Consider the following 20,377-nt stretch of genomic DNA (forward strand, 5'->3'; position numbering starts at 1 on the left):
CGGGAGTTCCCTGTCACCAATCAGCGACTTGAGGCATGGCGGATTTCCGCCAACTGAGCGTTCAGCGTCCTGCAATTTGGCGGAAATCCGCCTTGTGGCGTTGCCGGCCCGCCATTACGATCGGTGCCTGAACAAGGATTGCCGCTTATGCGCGAACGCACCATCGCCAGCCATTTCGCCCGTGCCGCCCTTGGCGGTGCGCGCCGGCGCGGCCTGGATTATTCAGGCCTGTTACAGCAACTGGGGATCAGCCCGGAGTTGCTCGACGAGCCCCGCGCGCGGATTGCCCCTGAGCAGTTCACCCGGCTGATTCAAGGGCTGTGGCTGGCGCTGGACGACGAATACCTGGGTTTCGGTAACGCCCCGAGCAAGCCCGGCAGCTTCGCCATGATGTGCCACGCCTCGATTCACTGCCGTAACCTGGAGAAAGCTCTGCAACGTGGCTTGTTGTTTTACAGCCTGTTCCCCGACGCTCCACGCCTGACCCTGCGTCGCGAAGACGAATGGGTGCGTTTGAGTCTGGACGACGCGCAGTGGTGGGACCCGGATCATTTTCTCAGCGAGAGTTTGTTGGTGATCTGGCACCGCCTCGGCAGTTGGCTGATCGGCCAGCGGATACGCCTGGAGCAGGCAACCTTCAGCTATCCGCGCCCCGAGCACGGCAGCGAATATGACCTGCTGTTCCCCTGCCCGCTGACCTTTGATGCCGAGCAAAGCAGCCTGCTGTTTCACAGTCGCTATCTGGCCATGCCGCTGTTGCAGGACGAACGCACGCTCAAGCATTTTCTCGAACGCTCCCCCGCCGACCTGCTCTCACGCCCGGACGACGGCGACAGCCTGAGCAGCCGTCTGCGCCGCTTGCTCAGTCGCGACGCTGCGAGTTGGCCGGATCTGGAAGCCGTCGCCGCGCATCTGCATATCAGCCCGCAAACCTTGCGCCGGCATTTGCGCGAGGAAGGCAGCAGTTTTCAGGAACTCAAGGATCAGCTGCGGCGGGATATCGCCATCTACCATCTGGGTCGGGCGGAGCTGTCGTTGCAACAGATTGCCGAGCAGCTCGGGTTCTCTGAGCCTTCGGCGTTTCACCGGGCGTTCAAGAAATGGACGGGGCTGACACCGGGGGCTTATCGGGCGCAGGAGTTATGAAGTCAGACGCCTTCGCGAGCAGGCTCGCTCCCACAGGAGAATGCGTTTCAAGGTGGGAGCGAGCCTGCTCGCGAAGAGGCTGGCACTGCCAACCTTCACACCGCAGGAAAATCAATCCTGAACGCCGCCCCGCCCATCGGTGAATCACCCAAGGCCAAACGGGCGTTGTAGCTTTCGATGATGTCCTTGACCACCGCCAGCCCGATGCCCTGCCCCGGATGCTGGGCGTCCAGGCGTTCGCCGCGTTCGAGAATCCGCGCGCGCTGATCGAGTGGCACACCCGGCCCATCGTCCTCGACGCACAATTCGATCCCGGCCAAGGACTCGCGCACGCTGACCCGCACTTCGCCGAGGCACAGGCGATAGGCGTTTTCCAGCAGGTTGCCGAGCATTTCCAGCAAGGCGCCCTGCTCGATCGGCACGTAGCAGTGCTCCGGCAGATCAAAGGTGACGCGTACGTGTTTGTCGCGGTAGACCTTGTCCAGCGTGTCGCAAAGGCTTTTGAGCACCGGTTGCAGGCGCACCTGATGGCGCACCAGGCCGCTTTTGCGCAGGCTGGCCCGTTGCAGTTGGTAGCTGATCTGCTGGCTCATGCGTTCGATCTGACTTTGCAGAACCCACGCCTGATCGCGGTCTTCGGGGCGCTGGGCCATGTCTTCGCTGACACCTTGCAGTACCGCCAGCGGGGTTTTCAGACTGTGGGCGAGGTCGTCGAGGGAGTCGCGGTAGCGGCTGCGTTGCTGGCGCTCGCTGAGCAGCAAGCGGTTGAGCGAGCCGGTCAGGCGCAGCAGTTCACGCGGGTGTTTTTCCGTCAGGCTTTCGCGAGTACCGCCTTCGATTTCGTCGAGTTCCTGGCTCAATCGGCGCAGCGCCTTGAGGCCCCAGGTCAGGCCGATCCATAGCAGCGCCAGCAAGACCAGCAATGCCGCACCGAAGCCCAGATAGAGATTTTCGCGCAGGCCTTCCAGGGTGATTTCGTATTCACGTACCGGTTGCAGAGCGACGATGCTGAACGCTGCGCTTTTGCCGCCGAGCAATTTGACTTCGACGTCGTAGACAAAAAATTCCTGACCGCTGGCTTCACGGATCCGCGCGAACTCATTGCCGAGGCCGTCGTAGCGCGGTTTGTAGTTGATCTGTTCTTCCTGGGTGGCTTTCGAACGCCACACCAACTTGCCGTCGCGGTCGTAGATATAGCCGAGCAAACGGAAGTCGGTGAGGTTGAAGCGTTCGTCCGGCAATTGCGACGGCATCACCAGCCGACCGTTTTCCACCCGTGCGGCGGAAATCAATGTGGTGACATCGGACGCCAAGCGTTGCTCGATCGAGTCCTGCAAGGCAAGGCTGAAGGCGCCCTGCATCGCTGGCAGCAAGGCAAGCATGAACAACACCGCCAGCGTGGTGGCGGCGAGCATCAAGCGAACGCGAAGGGAACGGATCAAGTGCAGCGCTCATTGAACAGGTAACCGAGGCCGCGCACGGTGTCGATCGGCTTGAACCCGGCCGGGCCTTCGAGCTTGCGGCGCAGACGGCCGACCAGCACTTCGATGACATTCGGATCGCGCTCGTCGTCATCCGGATACAGCTGCTCCATCAAGCGATCCTTGGGCACCACTTGCTGGTGATGGCGCATGAGGTACTCGAGGATGCGGTATTCGTAAGCGGTCAGCGCCAGCGGTTGTTCATCGAGGCTGGCCTGTTTGCGATTGAGGTCGAGCAGCAAAGGCCCGGCGACGATTGTCGACTGGGTGAAACCGCTGGAGCGGCGCAGCAATGCGTTCAGGCGCGCATCGAGTTCTTCGAACTGGAACGGCTTGACCACGTAATCGTCGGCACCGGCGGCGAGCCCTTCGACCTTGTCCTGCCAGTTGCCGCGCGCGGTGAGGATCAGGATCGGGAAGGTCTTGCCGCCCGAGCGCAACTGGCGGATCAGGTCGAGGCCGCCCATGCCCGGCAGGCCGAGATCGATCACCGCCAGATCGAAGTTGTACTGGCCGGTCTGGTACAGCGCCTCCTCGGCATTGGCCACGGACTCGACCACATGACCGCTCTCCGTCAGACGGGTTTGCAGGTGATGACGCAACAGCGCCTCGTCTTCGACGACCAACAGTTTCATGCCTTTCTCCCTATCACTTGAACTCTCCAGGCAACTACCTGTGGGAGCGAGCCTGCTCGCGAATACGGTGGATCAGCCAAGCAAGTGTCGGCCGATACACCCATTTCGCGAGCAGGCTCGCTCCCACACTTCAAACTGCGACAACCGCTTAGAAATAGTAGTTGGCCGACAGGTAGGTCTGCGCGCTGCTGGTCAAGTCCAGCGAGCCCTGTTTGCTGCCGCCGCTCTCTTTCATTTCGGTGCTGGCGTTGCTGCGCAGGTAACGGTAACCGAGTTCAACCGAGGTGTTCTGCGAAACTTGCTGCAACACACCGACCTGGCCACCGATGGCGTAACCGATGTCGCTGTCACGGCTGAAGCCGGGCGAATCCTGCGTCAGTTTGGTCAGACCGGCCGTGGCGCCGCCGAACAATTTGGTGCTGCCGCCCACCGGGTAGAACAGGTCATAGCTGCCGAGCAGATTTTCCTGGCGCAGTTTAACGCCATTGTGCGAGCCGGAAACGTTGTCGTAGGTGGCGTAGTAGCGGCCCTGGCTGTTTTGCTGACCGAGGCGCATGCCGTAGGTGTTGTTGCCGTCGATGGCCCCAGTGACGTTGGGGTTGCCGAGGTTGTTGTTGAGCGCGTGGGACTTGTCGATCTTGTCGCTGGTCTGGCCGAATGTCAGGCCGGCGAAGTTGCTGGTGTCGTCGGCATTCGCCGCGATGCTGGAGCCTAACAGGGTAAAAGCCAGCAGCAATTTGTTTAAACGAGTCATGGGTATTTCCTCTTTCACAGTGCTGTTTGGGTATGGCGCTAGGTTACTGAGCCGCCCCTGTACGGCCCCTGAACCGTCTCTGAACCTGACCTGAACCGGATCGACTAGGCTGTTCTGACCACTTTCAATAAGGAGATCCGACCATGCGCCTGTTCCTCGCCCTCACTTTGCTGGCGGTCAGCAGCCTCACCCAGGCTGCGATCAAGACTGAAGAAATCCCCTACCAAAGCGCCGACGGCAGTCAGCTGATCGGTTACTACGCCTATGACGACGCGATCAAAGGCCCACGCCCCGGCGTTGTCGTGGTCCACGAATGGTGGGGGCTGAACGATTACGCCAAGCGCCGCGCGCGGGATCTCGCCGAACTCGGCTACAGCGCGCTGGCCATCGACATGTATGGCGAAGGCAGGAACACCGAGCACCCGAAAGACGCCATGGCCTTCATGCAGGCAGCGACCAAGGACGCCGATGCCGCCAGTAAACGCTTCGCCGCCGGGCTCGATCTGTTGAAGAAGCAAAAGCAGACCGACCCGAACCGGATCGCCGCCATCGGCTATTGCTTCGGTGGCGCCGTGGTGCTGAATGCGGCGCGTCAGGGTGTGCCGCTGGCCGGCGTGGTGAGTTTCCATGGCGCGCTGGCAACCAAGACCCCGGCGACTCCGGGCAGTGTGAAGGCGAAAATCCTCGTCGAGCACGGTGCGCTGGACAGCATGGTCACTCAGGACCACGTCACCGCCTTCAAGTCAGAGATGGACAAGGCCGGGGCGGACTACCAGTTCGTCAGTCTGGATGGCGCCAAGCATGGCTTCAGCAATCCGGATGCCGATCGTTTGAGCCATGGCGAGCATGGCGGGCCGGACATTGGTTACAACAAGGCGGCGGACGAGAAGTCGTGGGCGGATATGCAGGCGTTCTTCAAGAAGATTTTCGGTTGAGTCAGTAACGCCGAGGCGCGGCTTTCGCGAGCAGGCTCGCTCCCACACTGGATATCTGCCGCGCAGAAGATCCCTTGTGGGAGCGAGCCTGCTCGCGAAGGCTTCACCGCCGATCTCGACCTCGCCCCGACTAACCGGCAAAATGCCCGCCATGAACTTCACCCCCGCCCTGCCCGCCTGCTGCACTGCGCTCGACAGCCACTGGCCGTTGCCGACGGTATTGGCCGATACCGTGCTGCTCAGTACTCACTTCGACCCGGCACGCCTGCTTGGCGATGATTTTCAGCGCAGCGCTGTGTTGGCGCCGCCGAGCATTCAGCGCTCGGTGGCCAAGCGCCAGGCCGAGTTTCTCGCTGGACGCATCTGCGCCCGGGCCGCGCTGCAACAACTCGAAGGTCTGTATATCGTCCCGCCGATCGGCGAAGACCGCGCCCCGGTGTGGCCGGCGCATATCTGCGGTTCGATCACTCACAGCACCGGCCGTGCGGCGGCGATTGTTGCCAACAAGCAGCACTGGCGCGGCTTGGGCATGGATCTGGAAAACCTGTTGAGCCATGAGCGCGCCGAACGTCTGGCCGGGGAAATTCTCACCCCGGCGGAAATGCAGCGCATGGCGGCAGGCTCGCAGGAGCAACTGGCGCTGCGGGTGACCCTGACGTTTTCGGTGAAAGAGAGTTTGTTCAAGGCGCTGTACCCGATCGTGCAGCAGCGCTTTTATTTCGAGCATGCCGAAGTGCTGGAATGGACTGAGGCGGGACAGGTCAGGCTGCGGTTGTTGACGGATCTGTCCAGCGAATGGCGCAACGGATCGGAGCTGGAGGCGCAGTTCGGAGTGCAGGATGGGCAGTTGTTGAGTCTGGTCAGCATTCCTGCCTGACTTTTTGCATTGCCTGCATGGTCCTCATCGCTGGCAAGCCCTGCCACCACACACCCTACCGGCGCTCCTGATTCCTCGGCCAACTCAGACTGAAACACGCCCCACCCAGGCTCTTGCTCTTGCCAATGATCGCGCGGCCGTCGTGCCAGTGAATGATCCGCCGCACAATCGACAGTCCCAGACCATGCCCGCCCGACGCCCGCGTGCGGCTATCGTCGAGGCGCAGAAACGGCGTGAAGATCCGCTCCCAAGCCACTTCCGGCACGCCCGGCCCGTCATCCTCGACGTCGATCCGGCAGCGCAACTGGCCGACCTGATAACTCACCGTCACCTGCGAATGCGCATGGCGCATCGCGTTGCCCACCAGATTCTGCAGCGCTCGGTGCAGATAACGCGGTTCGGCCTCGACCCAGGCGCCGTCATTGTCGGCAGATGAAAGACACAAACCGCGCTGCACCGTGACCTCGGCGCGCAGCGGCGCCAATTCTGCGATCACCTGATTGACCAGCGCATCCAGGTCGATGCGCTGGAAGGTCAGCGCCGGTGAGCCTTGCTCCAGTCGTGCATAGGTGAGCATTTCGTCGACCAGCTTATCGAGGTCTTCAATGTCGTGATCCATGCCTTCGCGGTATTTCTCCAGTGCCTGCGGGGTGGTCGCCGTACCGATCATCTCCAGACCGAAACGCAGCCGCGCCACCGGCGTGCGCAGCTCATGGGATACCGCGCGCACCAGTTCACGCTGGATCGCCAGCAGCTGCTGCAAGTGCTCAGCCATGCCATTGAACGCCGACGCAAGCCGCCCGACAGAGTCGGCACCGCGCGCCGGCACACGAGTTTCCAGGCTGCCCTTGGCAATTCGCGTGGCCGCCGCTTCGAGGCCGCGCAAACGTCGCTCAAGCTGACGCACCAGCAGATAAACGATAAGACCGATCAGCGTCAGACCGAGCGCAGCAATCAGCACCAACCATTCCGGCGGGTACGGATTCATCTGGTACAGCGGGCCAATTTCCAGCACCCACGGCGTACCGACCATGCCGGCGAACACGCGGATCGAATCGCCGCCCTTGCCCAGCGCCATCACCGTATCGCCCTCGGCCACGCGGCGACTCTGGTCTTCGTCCATGTCGGCGTCATTTACCGTGACCAGACGCAGATCGAAGCCGAAGCCCTTTTCCTGCTTTATCTGCGCCAGACGTTTGGGCTGCTCACCCACCGGCACCCGCACCAGTTCATCGGCCAGCAGGTAAATAGTCGCCCTAGCCAGTTGCTCGCTGATCTGCTGCACCTCTCCTACCAGTACAAGCTGCTCTTTTTCGCTGATCAGCCGATAGACCTTGGCGGCATGCGGCCCGGTCTGCTCGACCAGCGCCTGACCGCGCAGGACACGGGTGCGCTGGGCCAGATCGAGGTCGGTTTCAGAGAATTTCTTCAGCGTCAGCGGTATACCGAGCAGCCGCTCCCACACCAGCAACGCGCGATGGCGTTCGGTCTGGTTCATCGGTTGCAGATTGTCGGCCATCAGCGAGAAGGTGCCGTGGGCCAAGCGTTCGCGATATTGCTCGCTGCGCACCTGATTGAGCAGGTTCAGCGCCAGCACGCCGAGCACCGCCACCAGAATCAGCGCGGCGCACATGCCGCCATAGATGCGCAGGAAGATCGAATTCACAGCGCCAGGTCTGCGCAGGCTTCCGGGACGAACAGATAGCCTTTGCTGCGAATGGTCTTGATCAGGCGCGGATGATCGGGGTCGTCGCCGATTTTCGGGCGGATGCGCGAGATGCGCACGTCGATCGAGCGGTCCTGGCCGTCATAGCCGATGCCGCGCAATGCAGTGAAGATTTCTTCCCGGGAAAGAATCCGTCCGGCGTTGGACACCAGCAGCCAGAGCAGGTCGAACTCGGCGCTGGTCAGCTCGATGCCGTTGTCGCTCAGCCAGGCTTCGCGTAACGCGTTGTCGACCACCAGTGGACCGAATTGCAAACGCCGGGCTTTTTCCGCGACCGGTTCCGGTGTGTCACTGCGGCGCAGCAACGCCTGGATGCGCGCCAGCAACAAGCGCGGACGTACCGGTTTGCACACGTAGTCGTCGGCACCGAGGTCGAGGCCGTGGATCTGATCAGCGTCATCGGTGCGCGCGGTGAGCATCAGGATCGGCCCGTCGTACTGACTGCGCACCTTGCGGCAGATGCTCAGGCCATCTTCGCCGGGCAGCATCAGATCGAGGATCACCAGATCCGGCTGCTCCTTGATGATCCGCGCCGCCGCCAGCGCACCGTTGCCTTCGATCTCTACGCGCAGGCCATTGGCTTGCAGGTAATCGCGGGTGAGCTCGGCCAGTCGCTGGTCATCCTCGACGATCAATACCTGCCAGGTTTGTTGCTCCACCGGTGACCTCTGCATGCTGTTTTTATTAAAAGAAGAAAGACAATCGCCTGACACGGACAAAACCTGTGGGAGCGAGCCTGCTCGCGAAAGCGTCTGTTGCTTCAACCTGAATGCTCAGTGGTCAACCGATTCGCGAGCAGGCTCGCTCCCACAATCCTGCGTATATCTCCCGATCATCTGTCATGTTTCGGGAGGATAAAAATGCTCATGCGCCCAGCGATTGTATAAACGCCGATCACCCGGAAAACAAGTCGGTAAATGCGTTCGGACAAGGCGGAATTCTGTGATAGGGTTCGCGCCCTTAAAAAACCGCTGAAGCGTTTTTCCAGGCAAAAAAACAGTGACAAACGGTCTGGCTCAGCAGGTTCGCGGCCTACACGCGTTTTCCCTGTTTCTTACACAAATTACGCACAGGCTTATCCACAGGTAGTACGTTGCAATCCCCCCTGAAACGCATTATCTTGTAGCACGGCGAAAACGGAGACCCTACATATAGGGTTTTCACCTAAAACGCCCAACCACATTTCAGACCTGAAACTCAAGCGCTTTATGGCCGGTTTCCGGTAGAACAAGCGAGTTTTTTCAAGCCCAAACCGCACTGGCGGATGGCACCGTTTTATTTGGTCCGAAACGGACAAAACGGTATGGGTGTTGCAGTCATGACTGCCACCCGCGAAGGAATCCGGTGGCGAGCTTCGGCTCGTAACCAAAACTTCGGCAAGGATGCGGCGTTGCAGCCTTTTTCCTACTGTTCCGAAGTTTGTAATGCCGACGCCCGTCGGTTGCAGTGCTTCGGTACAGAACGGTGAGCACCATGACGGTGCCAAACAAACATAGAGAATGTGGAGACCACCCCCCATGCAAACCGACACAACTCGCGAGAACCCGCAGGGCACCTTGCCGCAGGCCGCCGATTCGACTTCGGATCTGGCAGCCACCGCGCCTGGCCAACTGCGCGTGATCAAGCGTAATGGCACTGTCGTTCCTTACACCGATGACAAGATCACCGTCGCTATCACCAAAGCGTTCCTCGCAGTTGAAGGCGGCACCGCTGCCGCTTCGTCGCGAATCCACGATACCGTTGCGCGCCTGACCGAGCAGGTCACTGCGACCTTCAAGCGTCGCATGCCATCGGGCGGCACCATCCACATCGAAGAAATCCAGGACCAGGTCGAACTGGCCCTGATGCGTGCCGGCGAGCAGAAAGTTGCACGCGACTACGTGATCTACCGTGACGGCCGTTCGAAAGAGCGCGCTGCCCACGCTCCGGCCGAAGCTGCGGTCAACGCTCACCCGTCGATCCGCATCACCCGCGCCGATGGCAGCCTCGCGCCTCTGGACATGGGCCGCCTGAACACCATCGTCACCGAAGCGTGCGAAGGTCTGGAAGAAGTCGACGGCGACCTGATCCAGCGCGAAACCCTGAAGAACCTGTATGACGGCGTGGCCCTGACCGACGTCAACACCGCCCTGGTGATGACCGCCCGTACTCTGGTCGAGCGCGAGCCGAACTACTCGTTCGTCACCGCCCGCCTGCTGATGGACACCCTGCGTGCCGAAGGCCTGAACTTCCTCGAAGTCGCCGAAAGCGCCACCCATCACGAAATGGCCGACCTGTACGCCAAGGCACTGCCGGCCTACATCGCCAAAGGTATCGAGTTCGAACTGCTGAACCCTGTGCTGGCCACCTTCGACCTGGAAAAACTGGGCAAGGCGATCAACCACGAGCGCGATCAGCAATTCACTTACCTGGGCCTGCAGACCCTGTACGACCGCTACTTCATCCACAAGGATGGCGTGCGTTTCGAACTGCCGCAGATCTTCTTCATGCGCGTGGCCATGGGCCTTGCGATCGAAGAGAAGCAGAAAGAAGACCGTGCGATCGAGTTCTACAACCTGCTGTCCTCGTTCGACTACATGGCTTCGACCCCGACCCTGTTCAACGCCGGTACCCTGCGTCCACAGCTGTCGAGCTGCTACCTGACCACCGTGCCGGATGACCTGTCGGGCATCTATCACGCGATCCACGACAACGCCATGCTGTCGAAATTTGCCGGCGGTCTGGGCAACGACTGGACGCCGGTGCGTGCGCTGGGTTCGTACATCAAGGGCACCAACGGCAAGTCGCAAGGCGTTGTGCCGTTCCTCAAAGTAGTGAACGACACCGCTGTGGCCGTGAACCAGGGTGGCAAGCGCAAAGGCGCTGTGTGTGCCTACCTGGAAACCTGGCACATGGACATCGAAGAGTTCATCGAGCTGCGCAAGAACACCGGTGACGATCGTCGTCGTACCCACGACATGAACACCGCCAACTGGATCCCTGACCTGTTCATGAAGCGCGTCTTCGATGACGGCAAGTGGACCCTGTTCTCGCCATCCGAAGTACCGGACCTGCACGACCTGACCGGTAAAGCCTTCGAAGAGCGCTACGAGTACTACGAAGCGCTGACCGAGTACCCGGGCAAGGTCAAGCTGTTCAAGACCATCCAGGCCAAAGACCTGTGGCGCAAGATGCTCTCCATGCTGTTCGAAACCGGCCACCCATGGCTGACTTTCAAGGACCCGTGCAACCTGCGCAGCCCGCAGCAGCACGTCGGCGTGGTCCACAGCTCGAACCTGTGCACCGAGATCACCTTGAACACCAACAAGGACGAGATCGCCGTTTGCAACCTGGGCTCGATCAACCTGCCGAACCACATCGTCGACGGCAAGCTCGATACCGCCAAGCTGCAACGCACCGTGAACACCGCCGTGCGCATGCTCGATAACGTGATCGACATCAACTACTACTCGGTGCCGCAAGCGAAGAACTCCAACTTCCGCCACCGCCCGGTCGGTCTGGGCATCATGGGCTTCCAGGACGCTCTGTACCTGCAGCACATCGCCTACGGCTCCGACGCTGCCGTCGAGTTCGCCGACAAGTCGATGGAAGCGGTCAGCTACTACGCGATCCAGGCTTCCTGCGACCTGGCCGACGAGCGCGGCGCCTACGAGACGTTCAACGGTTCGCTGTGGTCCAAGGGCATCCTGCCGCTGGATTCGCAACAGATCCTGATCGAACAGCGCGGCGAGAAGTACATCGATGTCGACCTGAAGGAAACCCTTGACTGGGCACCGGTTCGCGCCCGTGTACAGAAAGGCATCCGTAACTCGAACATCATGGCCATCGCACCGACCGCGACCATCGCCAACATCACTGGCGTTTCGCAGTCGATCGAACCGACCTACCAGAACCTGTACGTGAAATCGAACCTGTCGGGCGAATTCACCGTGATCAACCCGTACCTGGTTCGCGACCTGAAGGCTCGCGGTCTGTGGGACTCGGTCATGATCAACGACCTGAAGTACTACGACGGTTCGGTGCAGCAGATCGAGCGCATCCCGCAAGAACTCAAAGAGCTCTACGCGACCGCGTTCGAAGTGGACACCAAGTGGATCGTTGACGCCGCCAGCCGTCGTCAGAAGTGGATCGACCAGGCCCAGTCGCTGAACCTGTACATCGCCGGCGCATCGGGCAAGAAGCTTGACGTGACCTACCGCATGGCCTGGTACCGTGGTCTGAAAACCACTTACTACCTCCGTGCCCTGGCCGCGACCAGCACCGAGAAGTCGACCATCAACACCGGTAAGCTGAACGCTGTTTCCAGCGGCGGCAACCACGGCGACGATTCGGTTCTGGCCGCTCCGGCAGGTCCGGCGCCAGTGCCAAAGGCCTGCGCGATCGACGAGCCGGATTGCGAAGCTTGCCAATAAGCTGAGCTGAGATCAGGCGTTGCGAGACGCCTGGGATCTCGAGACAAAAGAAAACCCCCGACAGACTTCAGGTTTGTTGGGGGTTTTGTTTTTTGGCGGCCTTGGCGGCCTCTGGGCCGACCAGGCTCTTGGGCTTTGGGTGAATATCCGTTTTCTCGGTGCTGCGGCTGGCGGTTTCGCTCTTACAGCGAGTCACCTTTTTCAGACGCCAAAAAGGTAACCCAAAAGGCTTTGCCCCGGCGTACGGCCCGCTCGCTGGGGCTCGGGGTACCTTCGTTACGGGACCGATCCGGGCGCAGCGGCTCCGGTTGGCTTCGCTGCACCTACACTCGCTGTGTACGACTGCGTCGTACGGTCGCTGCGCTCCCACCCCCGGATCGATCCCGTAACGAAGCCTGCCGAAGGGGCAAAAGATCAAGAGCCGGATCAAAAGCCAGAGCAAAAGCAAAAGCAAAAGCAAAAGCCAGATCAAAAGATCGCGGCCTTCGGCAGCTCCTACAGTTGGATTGGGTACCACTTCAAGAACAGGTCGGCTGACAGGCCGCCTTCGCGAGCAAGCTCGCTCCCACAAAAAGGCAAAGCAGCGCAGCTGCCCGCGGCAAAGCCGCCCCACTCAACAATGAGCGCAAGCTCGAGTGCTCTTGATCTTGATCCACCGGCGACGTCGGAAGGCTGAGCGGAGGGATTGATCCGGGGGTGGGAGCGCAGCGACCGTTTGGCGCAGCCAAACACAGCGAGTGTAGGTGCAGCGAAGCAAACCGGAGCCGCTGCGCCCGGATCGATCCCGCAGCGAAGGAACCCGAGCCTGCGAGGGCCGAACGCAGGAGCAAGCGTTTTTTTGCTTACTTTTTTTAGGCGTTTGTAAAAAAAGTGAGTCGCCGTAAGGGCGAAACCGCCAGCCGCAGCACCGCAAAAAACGGATATACCCCCAAAACCCCAAGAACCTGGTCGGCCCAAAGGCCGCCACGGCCCCCAAAAAAAAGCCCCTCAAAACCGAGGGGCCCAAAAAAACCAGTCAGAAACCCGAATCAGGTCATCTGAATAATGGTCTGCATGATCGTGCTCTGAGTCGAAATGGTCTTGGCGTTCGCCTGATAGTTGCTCTGACCCTTGATCAGATCAACCAGCTCATTGGTCAGGTTAACGTTCGACTCTTCCAGCGAGTTGGACACCACCTCACCCAACGTACCGGTCTTCGGCGCGTCGTAGCCCGGAATACCCGAAGCGAAAGTCTCTTTCCAGCTAGTGCCACCGACAGCCTGCAAGCCCTGTTCGTTGGTGAAGCTGGCCAGCGCAACCTGGCCGATCGCCTTGCTCTGGTTGTTGCTGAAGTTGGCGAACAGCGTACCGGTACCGTCGATGGTCAGGTTAGTGATCTGGCCAGTGGCGTAACCATCCTGAGTCGGGATCGTACGCGAGGTATCAGCGTTGTACTGAGTGGTGTTGGCCATCGAGATGGTCACGCCATTCGGGTTCGCTGCCGCGCCGTTAGGCGTAAACACGCCATTGGTCACAGTGCCCGGCACCCAGCCGGTCATCTTCAGATCGCTGCTGATGATCGGGTTGGCTGGATCCGCCGGGTTAGGCGTGCTCACCTGAACCAGCTTGCCGGAGCTGTCGAACGACAATGTCGAGGCAACCGGCGCAGTGGTCACAGGGTTGCTGCCGGTAGCGTCCGGGTTACGGCCATCGACCAGGGTGTAAACCTTCCAGGTGTTCCCGCCAGTCTTGACCATGTACTGGTCCATGACGTGGGCGTTGCCCTGGGTGTCATAGATCGGTGTGCTGAAGGACTTGGTGTAAGTCTCAGGCTTCGACGGATCAAACTTGACGGCGCTGGCGCCGGTATCAACGATCACTGGCGAAGACGAATTGAGGTTGATGCTCGAGGTCACCGCAGAAGACGACTTCGGCGCCAGGTTCGAAGTGTCGATCTTCAGATCGGTCAACACGCCGTTGATGATCTTGCCGTTGGCATCCACACCGTAACCCTGCAGACGCGAGGTGTAGTCGGTGTTGGTGATGTAACCGGCGTTGTCGACCTTGAACGTACCGGCACGGGTGTAAGAGATCGAGCCGTTGTTGCTCATGGTGAAGAAGCCGGAACCGTTGATGCCCATGTCCAGCACGTTGCCAGTGTTGTTGATGTCACCCTGGGTGAACTGCTGGGAAACGTTGGCCAAGCGCACGCCGTTGCCGATCACTTTGCTGCCGCTGCCCAGACGAGTCGACGAATAGACGTCTTCGAATTCTGCGCGCGAGGATTTGAAACCGGCGGTGGCGACGTTGGCGATGTTGTTGCCGGTTACGTCGAGTTGTTTGTTGGCGGCATAGAGACCGCTAAGGCCGATGTTAAAAGACATGTTCCACTCCTTCGTGCCGGGTTAGTCGGCTCTATATACCAATGGTTTGTACTTTGGACAGGGCAACGGTGCCCTTGCCGGCCAGGTTGAGCATCAGCTCGCCACCGGTCTGGCTGATCGTCACGCTGTTGACGGTCGCTGGCAGGTAGGTCGCCAGGTCGGTCGCGGTGCCGTTGATCGGTGCGTTGGCCTTGAACGTGTAAGTGCCGACCGGAACCACGGTGCCGGCGGTGTCCTTGCCGTCCCAAGTGAAGCTGGCATCGCCGGCAGCGCGGCTGCCCAGGTCGATGGTGCGCACGGTTTTGCCGTCCTTGTCGGTGATGGTCACGGTGCCGCCGGCAATCGACGAAGGCACGGTGACCGAACCGGTCAGGCCTTTGCTCGGGTCATCGAGCTGGGCGGTGTTGGTCTGCACGATCACGTTGCGACCGACCAGCGACGACGCTTGCAACGCCTGCGACGAGTTGTAGTTGCCGGCAAGGCCACTGACAGTGGAGTTCAGCGTGGTGATGCCTTCAAGGCTGCTGAACTGCGCCAACTGCGCGACGAACGCGCTGTTGTCCTGCGGGTCGAGCGGATTCTGGTTTTTCAGCTGGGTGACCAGCAATTGCAGGAAAGCATCCTTGCCCAGCGCCTGGCCGCCGGTGGCACTGTTGGTCGCCGAAGCGATGCCGCCCGACGTAGTGCTGCTGGCCTTCTTCGACGAGTTGGCCAGGATGTCGTTCATGCTCAGGCTGCTGGTGGTATCCGTAACGCTCATGGCAGTCGCCCCTTATTACTGACCGAGGGTCAGTACCTTCTGCATCATGGTTTTGGCGGTGTTCATCATTTCCGCGTTGGTCTGGAACGAGCGGCTCGCGGAAATCATGTCAGCCATTTCTTCCACCACGTTGACGTTCGGGTAGTAGACGTAGCCCTTGGCGTCGGCGGCCGGATGGTTCGGCTCGTAGCGCGCTTCGAGGTTGCTCTGATCTTCAACGACGCCGAGCACCTGCACGCCCTGCCCGGCCGCGTCCTGGTTCTGGAACAGCGAATTGCTGCCGCCGGCCTGGCCGCCCTGGAACATGGTGGCGAACACCGGATGACGGGCGCGGTAGGTCTGGTCGATGCTCGACGAAACGGTTTCGGCGTTGGCGATGTTCGAAGCCACGGTGTTCAGACGCGTGGTCTGCGCGCTCATGCCGCTGCCGGCAATGTTGAAGACGCTGGACAGGGACATGGATTATTCTCCGCGCAGGGCTGACACCAGCCCTTTGAATTTGCTGTTGAGCAAGGTGAAGCTGGCCTGGAAGCCGACGGCGTTTTCCGCGTAGTTCGACTGTTCCAGTTGAGCGTCAACGGTGTTCTGGTCGATCGAAGGCTGCATCGGCGTGCGATACATCAGCGACTCGTCGCCGTTGCCCAGCCCTTCAGCCTCGATGTGCCGGCTGTTGGTCATGTTCAGGGCAAAGTGGCCGCCGGTCTTGGTCTTCTCGGTCTGTGCTTCGAGCACTTTGGAGAAATCCAGATCCCGCGCTTTGTAGTTCGGGGTGTCGGCGTTGGCGATGTTGTTGGCCAGCACTTCGGCACGCTGGGCGCGGAAGCCCAATGCCTTTTCGTGAATGCCCAGCGCTTTGTCGAAGCTGATGCTCATGTCGGGAACCTTCAGGTGACCGGTTTTTCGTATCTGAGCTTTAGCAAGCGCCGTGCCAAATGAACAAAGCCCCGTATTCCGGGACTTTGCGCCTGACAGGCAAAGCGGCAATGCCAGAAAAGCGGCAACCGGTTACCGCCGGATGCCGCTTTTCTGCCGCTGTCGCCTGCCAATACCGAACCTGTAGATACTCTGTTCGCGGTCAAGCTTTTTGGGTGTGTTTACCGCTAAAAAGCTTGGCTGTACTGAAGTCTTCGCCTGCCCGCATGCAGGCCCATAGTCCGGTCAGGTATTTGCGCATGACTGCGACGATAGCCTGCATCTTCCTCTTTCCTCGAGCCACCAAGGCTTCGTAAAACGCTTTAACGTTCGGGTCGCAACGTATGGCAGTCAGCGCAGGCATGTACATCGCTGATCGCAAATAGGCATTGCCGCTCTTACTTATCCGGCCGGGTTTATCAATGCTGGTGCCTGACTGCGTGAGTCGGACATCGAGTCCGGCATGGCGGCTGACCTGCGCTGACTTGAGCGTTACCGGTAAGGTCGTCAGTTCAGCCAGCGCCGCAAATACTGAGATCTCACCCATGCCAGGGGCGGTGATCATGTGGGCGAACTGGGCGCTCAACGTTGGGCAGTTGTCGATCAGTGCCCGACCAGCGAGTCGGAAACGCTCGATTCGTTTGTCAAAGGCGTTGATGGCTTCTTCTTCGTCCTCAATCAGCATCAGAAGAGTTGTTTGAGTGGCTTTTAGTGCATGCAGCTCGTTTTTGGCGCGGGTGCGATGACCCGTCAAACGATTGATGTGGCGACCGATAGCGCGCAGCTCAAGCTGTATTGAAGTGGGCGGCGTCCACAACCTTGGGCTCATGCGTTCGCCGTACTCAGCTAATAACTGGGCATCGATTGCGTCCGTTTTGCTGTTTTTCAGCATCAGTTTTGCAAAGTTGTGAAAACTCTTCGGATTGATAACCGAGACTGGCAAACCTGCCGCAGCGAGCTCCATGGCCAAGTCCAGGTAGTAGATTCCTGTGGCTTCCATCACCACAGACATAGGCTTGAGCTCAAGCAATTTGCCGACAGCAGCTTTGCGCCCCGCCGGTGTCTGGTCGATATTGCACTGACCTGCAAAGCGGCCGCCATTGCGCCAGCCCATCGCTGTAGTGCGAGATCCCACATCCAAGCCGACGTGCATGTTCATGCTTTCAACTCCAAGAGAACTGAGTTAAAAATGCTTCCTGGTTCCCCTGACCTCGAACTTCATGCCACTGCAACCTTGTAATGCGAAGTCCGACTCGTCGGCTTCTCGATACTCTTCGTGGTGGGCAATGAGGCGGGGGGACCTCTCTACAGACAAGGTCAGGAGCAAGTCCTGCCTTAAGGAGCGATCGGTCTCCCCCAGAAACACATCTTCGTATGTCGCACCAGCGAGCTTAGATCTCATTCATGCTGGTGTGTGGGGAACATACAAGGAGCTGCCGAAGGCTGCGATCTTTTGATCTTGGTCCTTAGAAAGCAACATCAAAAGATCGCAGCCTTCGGCAGCTCCTACACGGGGTGCGGTGTCAGGTAAAAAAACGGGAGGCTTTGAAGGCCTCCCGTTTTTTGTATTGCCGCAAACCGCTTATTTCGCCTTGTAGATAATCCCCGGGCTGCACTGAACCATCTGGTAATGATCCGGCAATCCGTTCAGCGCTTCCGAAGCGCCAAGGAACAGATACCCGCCCGGCTTCAACGTGCTGTGAATGCGCAACAGGATGTCCTTCTTCACTTCGGCAGAGAAGTAGATCAGTACGTTGCGGCAGAACACGATGTCGAACTTGCCCAGCGCCGCGTAGCTGTCGAGCAGGTTGAACGAGCGGAATTCCACCCGGCTCTTGATCGGCGCCTTGACCACCCAGCGCCCCGGCCCTTTCGGGTCGAAGTAGCGTTGCAGGCGTTCCGGCGACAGACCGCGACCGATGGCCAGGCTGTCGTACTCGCCGGTTTTGCAGTTGTTGAGCATCAGGCCCGACAGATCAGTGGCAACGATCTGCACGCCCATCTTCAACTGACCCAGGTTGCTACGCTCGAACTCGTCGATCGACATCGACAGCGAGTACGGTTCCTGTCCCGACGAGCAGGCCGCCGACCAGATCCGCAGACGCTGGTTGGGGCTGGCCTTGATCGCTTCCGGCAGTACCTTGTTCTTCAAGACTTCAAACGGATAGGTGTCGCGAAACCACAGGGTTTCGTTGGTCGTCATGGCATCGACCACCTGCTCGCGCAAACCGCTGCGCGGCTGGGTCTGGATGCGCTGTACCAGCTCACCCAGGGACTTGATGCCTTGCTGCTCCATCAGTTTGTTGAGACGGCTCGAGACCAGATACTGCTTGTTTTCACCGAGCAGAATGCCACAGGCTTTTTCCAGGAAGACCCGGAACTGTTCGAAATCCAAATTACCCGTAGACAATGATGCCGCCTCTTAAATCGTGTTGACCGCCAGGGACAGAAGGCCCCTAGCTGATATCTGCTGCTTTGATCCGGTCGACTACCCGGGATGCGAGGTCATCAGGACGGAATTTGGCCAGGAAGTCATCAGCACCGACTTTCTTCACCATCGCCTGATTGAATACCCCCGACAACGAAGTATGCAGGATGATATGGAGCTTTTGCATGCGTGCGTCGCCGCGGATTTCCGCCGTCAGGGTGTACCCGTCCATCTCCGGCATCTCGATGTCGGAAATCATCATCAGGAACTCTTCTTCCGGCTTCTTGCCCTCGTCGACCAGCTTGCGCAGGTAATCCAGCGCCTGCTTGCCGTCGTTCAGCGCCACCACTTCGACACCGATGGTCTGCAGACAACGCGTGACCTGCTTGCGCGCCACCGACGAGTCATCGACCGTCAGCACCCGCAGCGACAATGCCTTGGTCTGCGTCTCGACATCGACCACGCCCACCGAAATCGCTTCCGGCGTCGGCGCCACTTCGGCCAGCACCTTCTCGACGTCGATGATTTCGACCAACTGATTGTCGACCCGCGTCACAGCGGTCAGGTAGTGATCGCGACCGGTGCCCTTGGGTGGCGGATGGATCTCTTCCCAGTTCATGTTGACGATGCGCTCCACCGAGCGGACCAGGAAACCCTGGGTCTTGGTGTTGTACTCCGTGATGATCACGAACGGACTGTTCTTGTCTTTCAACGCACCGGAGCCGGTTGCCATTGCCAGATCCAGGATCGGAATGGTCGCTCCCCGTATATTCGCTACCCCGCACACGACAGGACTGGATTTGGGCATCAACGTCAGCGACGGGCATTGCAACACTTCCCGTACCTTGAACACGTTGATCCCATAGAGCTGCGGCCCGTCGAGACGGAACAACAGCAGCTCGAGGCGATTCTGCCCTACCAGTTGCGTGCGCTGGTTCACCGAATCCATTACACCAGCCATGCCCAGACTCCTACATCAACGCCAAGTGTTGTTGCGACGCACATTCATTGCTAAACGGCACGGCGCTTGCTTTTTAACTCGTATGAACGCTCAAACGACATTTTCCCGACGCCTGACATCTTCCCTTCGCAAAGGGCTTTGCGCGGTGTCCGCCGTTTGCTGCTTGCTTGCTGGCAGTCCTGCCCATGCAGATGCGGTTACCTTGCCTGATATGCTTATCGGCGTGACTCAGGGCTTTCTTGAATTCACCGTAGAAGACTATTTGGCTTCCAGTCAAACCGAAGGCCGCTACGAAATCGAAGTCAACCAGCTCGACCCGCGCATGCGCATGCCCATGTGCGACAAGGAATTGACAGCGACTCTGGAGAGCCCGGCACGCCCGCTGGGCCGCGTCACGGTGAAGGTTCGCTGCGAAGGCAGTTCGCCCTGGACGGTGTTCGTACCCGCTCAAGTCCGCCTGTTTCGCGAGATCGTGACGACCACTCGTCCGCTGAAACGCGCCGGCATTATCGAGCCGCAGGACGTGACCTTGCGCGAGCGCGACGTCAGCACGATCAACCAGGGTTTCCTGACCTCGGTCGACGAAGCGATCGGGCAGAAACTTACCCGACCAACGGTCGCCGATCAGGTCATCACCTTGGTGCATCTGGAACAGGCCGAAGTGGTCCGCAAGGGTGACCAGGTGGTGATCACTGCGCGCAGCGGCACCCTTGCCGTACGCATGCCGGGGGAAGCGCTCTCCAATGGCGGCATGAAAGAACAAATTCGAGTAAAAAACCTTAATTCTCAAAGAGTTATCAAGGCGCAGGTGATTGCGCCGGGACAGGTCGAAGTGGCCATGTAAAAGCCTCGTGGAGAAAACTGGCGCCGATCCCGTCGCTTCCCTAAACTGTGCCGCAGCAGGTCTCGCAACGGCGCATGCAAGCTTATGGTTGATTGGGCCTAAAGTTTTTCAGGGGATAGCCGAAAACATGGCAAGCGTCCAAA

Annotated in this window: 17 protein-coding genes; 5 read left to right on the top strand and 12 right to left on the bottom strand. The window is 59.7% G+C overall.

Annotated elements, in window-relative coordinates:
* Positions 1-147 precede the first annotated feature (147 nt).
* Positions 148-1,146 carry an AraC family transcriptional regulator gene (locus FEE99_RS25080; RefSeq protein ID WP_041479571.1) on the top strand — a complete coding sequence of 333 codons (999 nt, stop codon included), beginning with the start codon at positions 148-150 and terminating at the stop codon, positions 1,144-1,146.
* A gap of 95 nt (positions 1,147-1,241) precedes the next feature.
* Here the strand turns inward: FEE99_RS25080 and FEE99_RS25085 are convergent, their stop codons facing one another.
* The 3 genes from FEE99_RS25085 to FEE99_RS25095 all read right to left on the bottom strand — a co-directional run bounded on the left by FEE99_RS25085 (position 1,242) and on the right by FEE99_RS25095 (position 4,016).
* On the bottom strand, positions 1,242-2,588 hold the full coding sequence (locus tag FEE99_RS25085; protein ID WP_041479570.1) for an ATP-binding protein: 1,347 nt from the start codon (positions 2,586-2,588) through the stop codon (positions 1,242-1,244).
* Complete coding sequence (locus tag FEE99_RS25090; protein WP_016773623.1) at positions 2,585-3,262, bottom strand: response regulator transcription factor; 678 nt, start codon at positions 3,260-3,262, stop codon at positions 2,585-2,587. The genes FEE99_RS25085 and FEE99_RS25090 overlap by 4 nt, the downstream gene beginning before the upstream one ends.
* A 148-nt stretch (positions 3,263-3,410) precedes the next feature.
* Positions 3,411-4,016, bottom strand: a complete 606-nt coding sequence (locus FEE99_RS25095) for a membrane protein (RefSeq protein WP_041479569.1) — start codon at positions 4,014-4,016, stop codon at positions 3,411-3,413.
* A 143-nt stretch (positions 4,017-4,159) separates the two neighbouring features.
* On the opposite strand from FEE99_RS25095, the gene FEE99_RS25100 reads away from it, so the two are divergent.
* A complete protein-coding gene (locus FEE99_RS25100; protein WP_041479568.1) occupies positions 4,160-4,951 on the top strand; it encodes a dienelactone hydrolase family protein in 792 nt (263 codons plus the stop codon).
* A gap of 151 nt (positions 4,952-5,102) precedes the next feature.
* On the top strand, positions 5,103-5,828 hold the full coding sequence (locus tag FEE99_RS25105; protein ID WP_041479567.1) for a 4'-phosphopantetheinyl transferase family protein: 726 nt from the start codon (positions 5,103-5,105) through the stop codon (positions 5,826-5,828).
* A gap of 55 nt (positions 5,829-5,883) precedes the next feature.
* On the opposite strand, the gene FEE99_RS25110 is transcribed toward FEE99_RS25105, so the two are convergent.
* Positions 5,884-7,494: an ATP-binding protein gene (locus FEE99_RS25110; RefSeq protein WP_041479566.1), complete on the bottom strand. Its 1,611-nt coding sequence runs from the start codon at positions 7,492-7,494 to the stop codon at positions 5,884-5,886.
* Positions 7,491-8,213: a response regulator gene (locus FEE99_RS25115; RefSeq protein WP_041479565.1), complete on the bottom strand. Its 723-nt coding sequence runs from the start codon at positions 8,211-8,213 to the stop codon at positions 7,491-7,493. The genes FEE99_RS25110 and FEE99_RS25115 overlap by 4 nt, the downstream gene beginning before the upstream one ends.
* Positions 8,214-9,071: 858 nt before the next feature.
* On the opposite strand from FEE99_RS25115, the gene FEE99_RS25120 reads away from it, so the two are divergent.
* The gene (locus tag FEE99_RS25120; RefSeq protein WP_024013986.1) at positions 9,072-11,966 is read left to right on the top strand and encodes a ribonucleoside-diphosphate reductase subunit alpha; all 2,895 of its coding nucleotides are present in this window, start codon (positions 9,072-9,074) and stop codon (positions 11,964-11,966) included.
* A 1,028-nt stretch (positions 11,967-12,994) separates the two neighbouring features.
* On the opposite strand, the gene flgE is transcribed toward FEE99_RS25120, so the two are convergent.
* The 7 genes from flgE to FEE99_RS25155 all read right to left on the bottom strand — a co-directional run bounded on the left by flgE (position 12,995) and on the right by FEE99_RS25155 (position 19,390).
* The gene (gene flgE / locus FEE99_RS25125) at positions 12,995-14,329 is read right to left on the bottom strand and encodes a flagellar hook protein FlgE (protein WP_041479563.1); all 1,335 of its coding nucleotides are present in this window, start codon (positions 14,327-14,329) and stop codon (positions 12,995-12,997) included.
* Positions 14,330-14,360: 31 nt separating this feature from the next.
* On the bottom strand, positions 14,361-15,089 hold the full coding sequence (gene flgD / locus FEE99_RS25130) for a flagellar hook assembly protein FlgD (protein WP_016773615.1): 729 nt from the start codon (positions 15,087-15,089) through the stop codon (positions 14,361-14,363).
* A 15-nt stretch (positions 15,090-15,104) separates the two neighbouring features.
* Positions 15,105-15,548 (bottom strand): flagellar basal body rod protein FlgC, encoded by a 444-nt coding sequence (gene flgC, locus FEE99_RS25135; RefSeq protein WP_016773614.1) that lies wholly within the window; start codon positions 15,546-15,548, stop codon positions 15,105-15,107.
* Positions 15,549-15,551: 3 nt separating this feature from the next.
* Complete coding sequence (flgB, locus tag FEE99_RS25140) at positions 15,552-15,962, bottom strand: flagellar basal body rod protein FlgB (RefSeq protein WP_016773613.1); 411 nt, start codon at positions 15,960-15,962, stop codon at positions 15,552-15,554.
* Between the two features lie 202 nt (positions 15,963-16,164).
* Positions 16,165-17,160: an IS110 family transposase gene (locus FEE99_RS25145; protein WP_064361053.1), complete on the bottom strand. Its 996-nt coding sequence runs from the start codon at positions 17,158-17,160 to the stop codon at positions 16,165-16,167.
* A gap of 423 nt (positions 17,161-17,583) precedes the next feature.
* On the bottom strand, positions 17,584-18,411 hold the full coding sequence (gene cheR, locus FEE99_RS25150) for a protein-glutamate O-methyltransferase CheR (RefSeq protein ID WP_016773612.1): 828 nt from the start codon (positions 18,409-18,411) through the stop codon (positions 17,584-17,586).
* A 46-nt stretch (positions 18,412-18,457) separates the two neighbouring features.
* Positions 18,458-19,390, bottom strand: a complete 933-nt coding sequence (locus FEE99_RS25155) for a chemotaxis protein CheV (protein WP_016773611.1) — start codon at positions 19,388-19,390, stop codon at positions 18,458-18,460.
* An 82-nt stretch (positions 19,391-19,472) separates the two neighbouring features.
* On the opposite strand from FEE99_RS25155, the gene flgA reads away from it, so the two are divergent.
* Entirely contained in the window at positions 19,473-20,234 is a 762-nt protein-coding gene (gene flgA, locus FEE99_RS25160) for a flagellar basal body P-ring formation chaperone FlgA (RefSeq protein ID WP_073472167.1), read from the top strand.
* Positions 20,235-20,377: the final 143 nt, after the last annotated feature.

The sequence above is a fragment of the Pseudomonas sp. ef1 genome (assembly GCF_007293365.2).
GTDB lineage: Bacteria > Pseudomonadota > Gammaproteobacteria > Pseudomonadales > Pseudomonadaceae > Aquipseudomonas > Aquipseudomonas siliginis.

Bases quoted from the DNA above. Each gene is read 5' to 3' on its own strand.
- FEE99_RS25080 (WP_041479571.1), top strand. From the start codon at position 148: ATGCGCGAACGCACCATCGCCAGCCATTTCGCCCGTGCCGCCCTTGGC.
- FEE99_RS25090 (WP_016773623.1), bottom strand. From the start codon at position 3,262: ATGAAACTGTTGGTCGTCGAAGACGAGGCGCTGTTGCGTCATCACCTG.
- FEE99_RS25095 (WP_041479569.1), bottom strand. From the start codon at position 4,016: ATGACTCGTTTAAACAAATTGCTGCTGGCTTTTACCCTGTTAGGCTCC.
- FEE99_RS25100 (WP_041479568.1), top strand. From the start codon at position 4,160: ATGCGCCTGTTCCTCGCCCTCACTTTGCTGGCGGTCAGCAGCCTCACC.
- FEE99_RS25105 (WP_041479567.1), top strand. From the start codon at position 5,103: ATGAACTTCACCCCCGCCCTGCCCGCCTGCTGCACTGCGCTCGACAGC.
- FEE99_RS25120 (WP_024013986.1), top strand. From the start codon at position 9,072: ATGCAAACCGACACAACTCGCGAGAACCCGCAGGGCACCTTGCCGCAG.
- flgE (WP_041479563.1), bottom strand. From the start codon at position 14,329: ATGTCTTTTAACATCGGCCTTAGCGGTCTCTATGCCGCCAACAAACAA.
- flgD (WP_016773615.1), bottom strand. From the start codon at position 15,089: ATGAGCGTTACGGATACCACCAGCAGCCTGAGCATGAACGACATCCTG.
- flgC (WP_016773614.1), bottom strand. From the start codon at position 15,548: ATGTCCCTGTCCAGCGTCTTCAACATTGCCGGCAGCGGCATGAGCGCG.
- flgB (WP_016773613.1), bottom strand. From the start codon at position 15,962: ATGAGCATCAGCTTCGACAAAGCGCTGGGCATTCACGAAAAGGCATTG.
- FEE99_RS25145 (WP_064361053.1), bottom strand. From the start codon at position 17,160: ATGAACATGCACGTCGGCTTGGATGTGGGATCTCGCACTACAGCGATG.
- FEE99_RS25155 (WP_016773611.1), bottom strand. From the start codon at position 19,390: ATGGCTGGTGTAATGGATTCGGTGAACCAGCGCACGCAACTGGTAGGG.
- flgA (WP_073472167.1), top strand. From the start codon at position 19,473: ATGAACGCTCAAACGACATTTTCCCGACGCCTGACATCTTCCCTTCGC.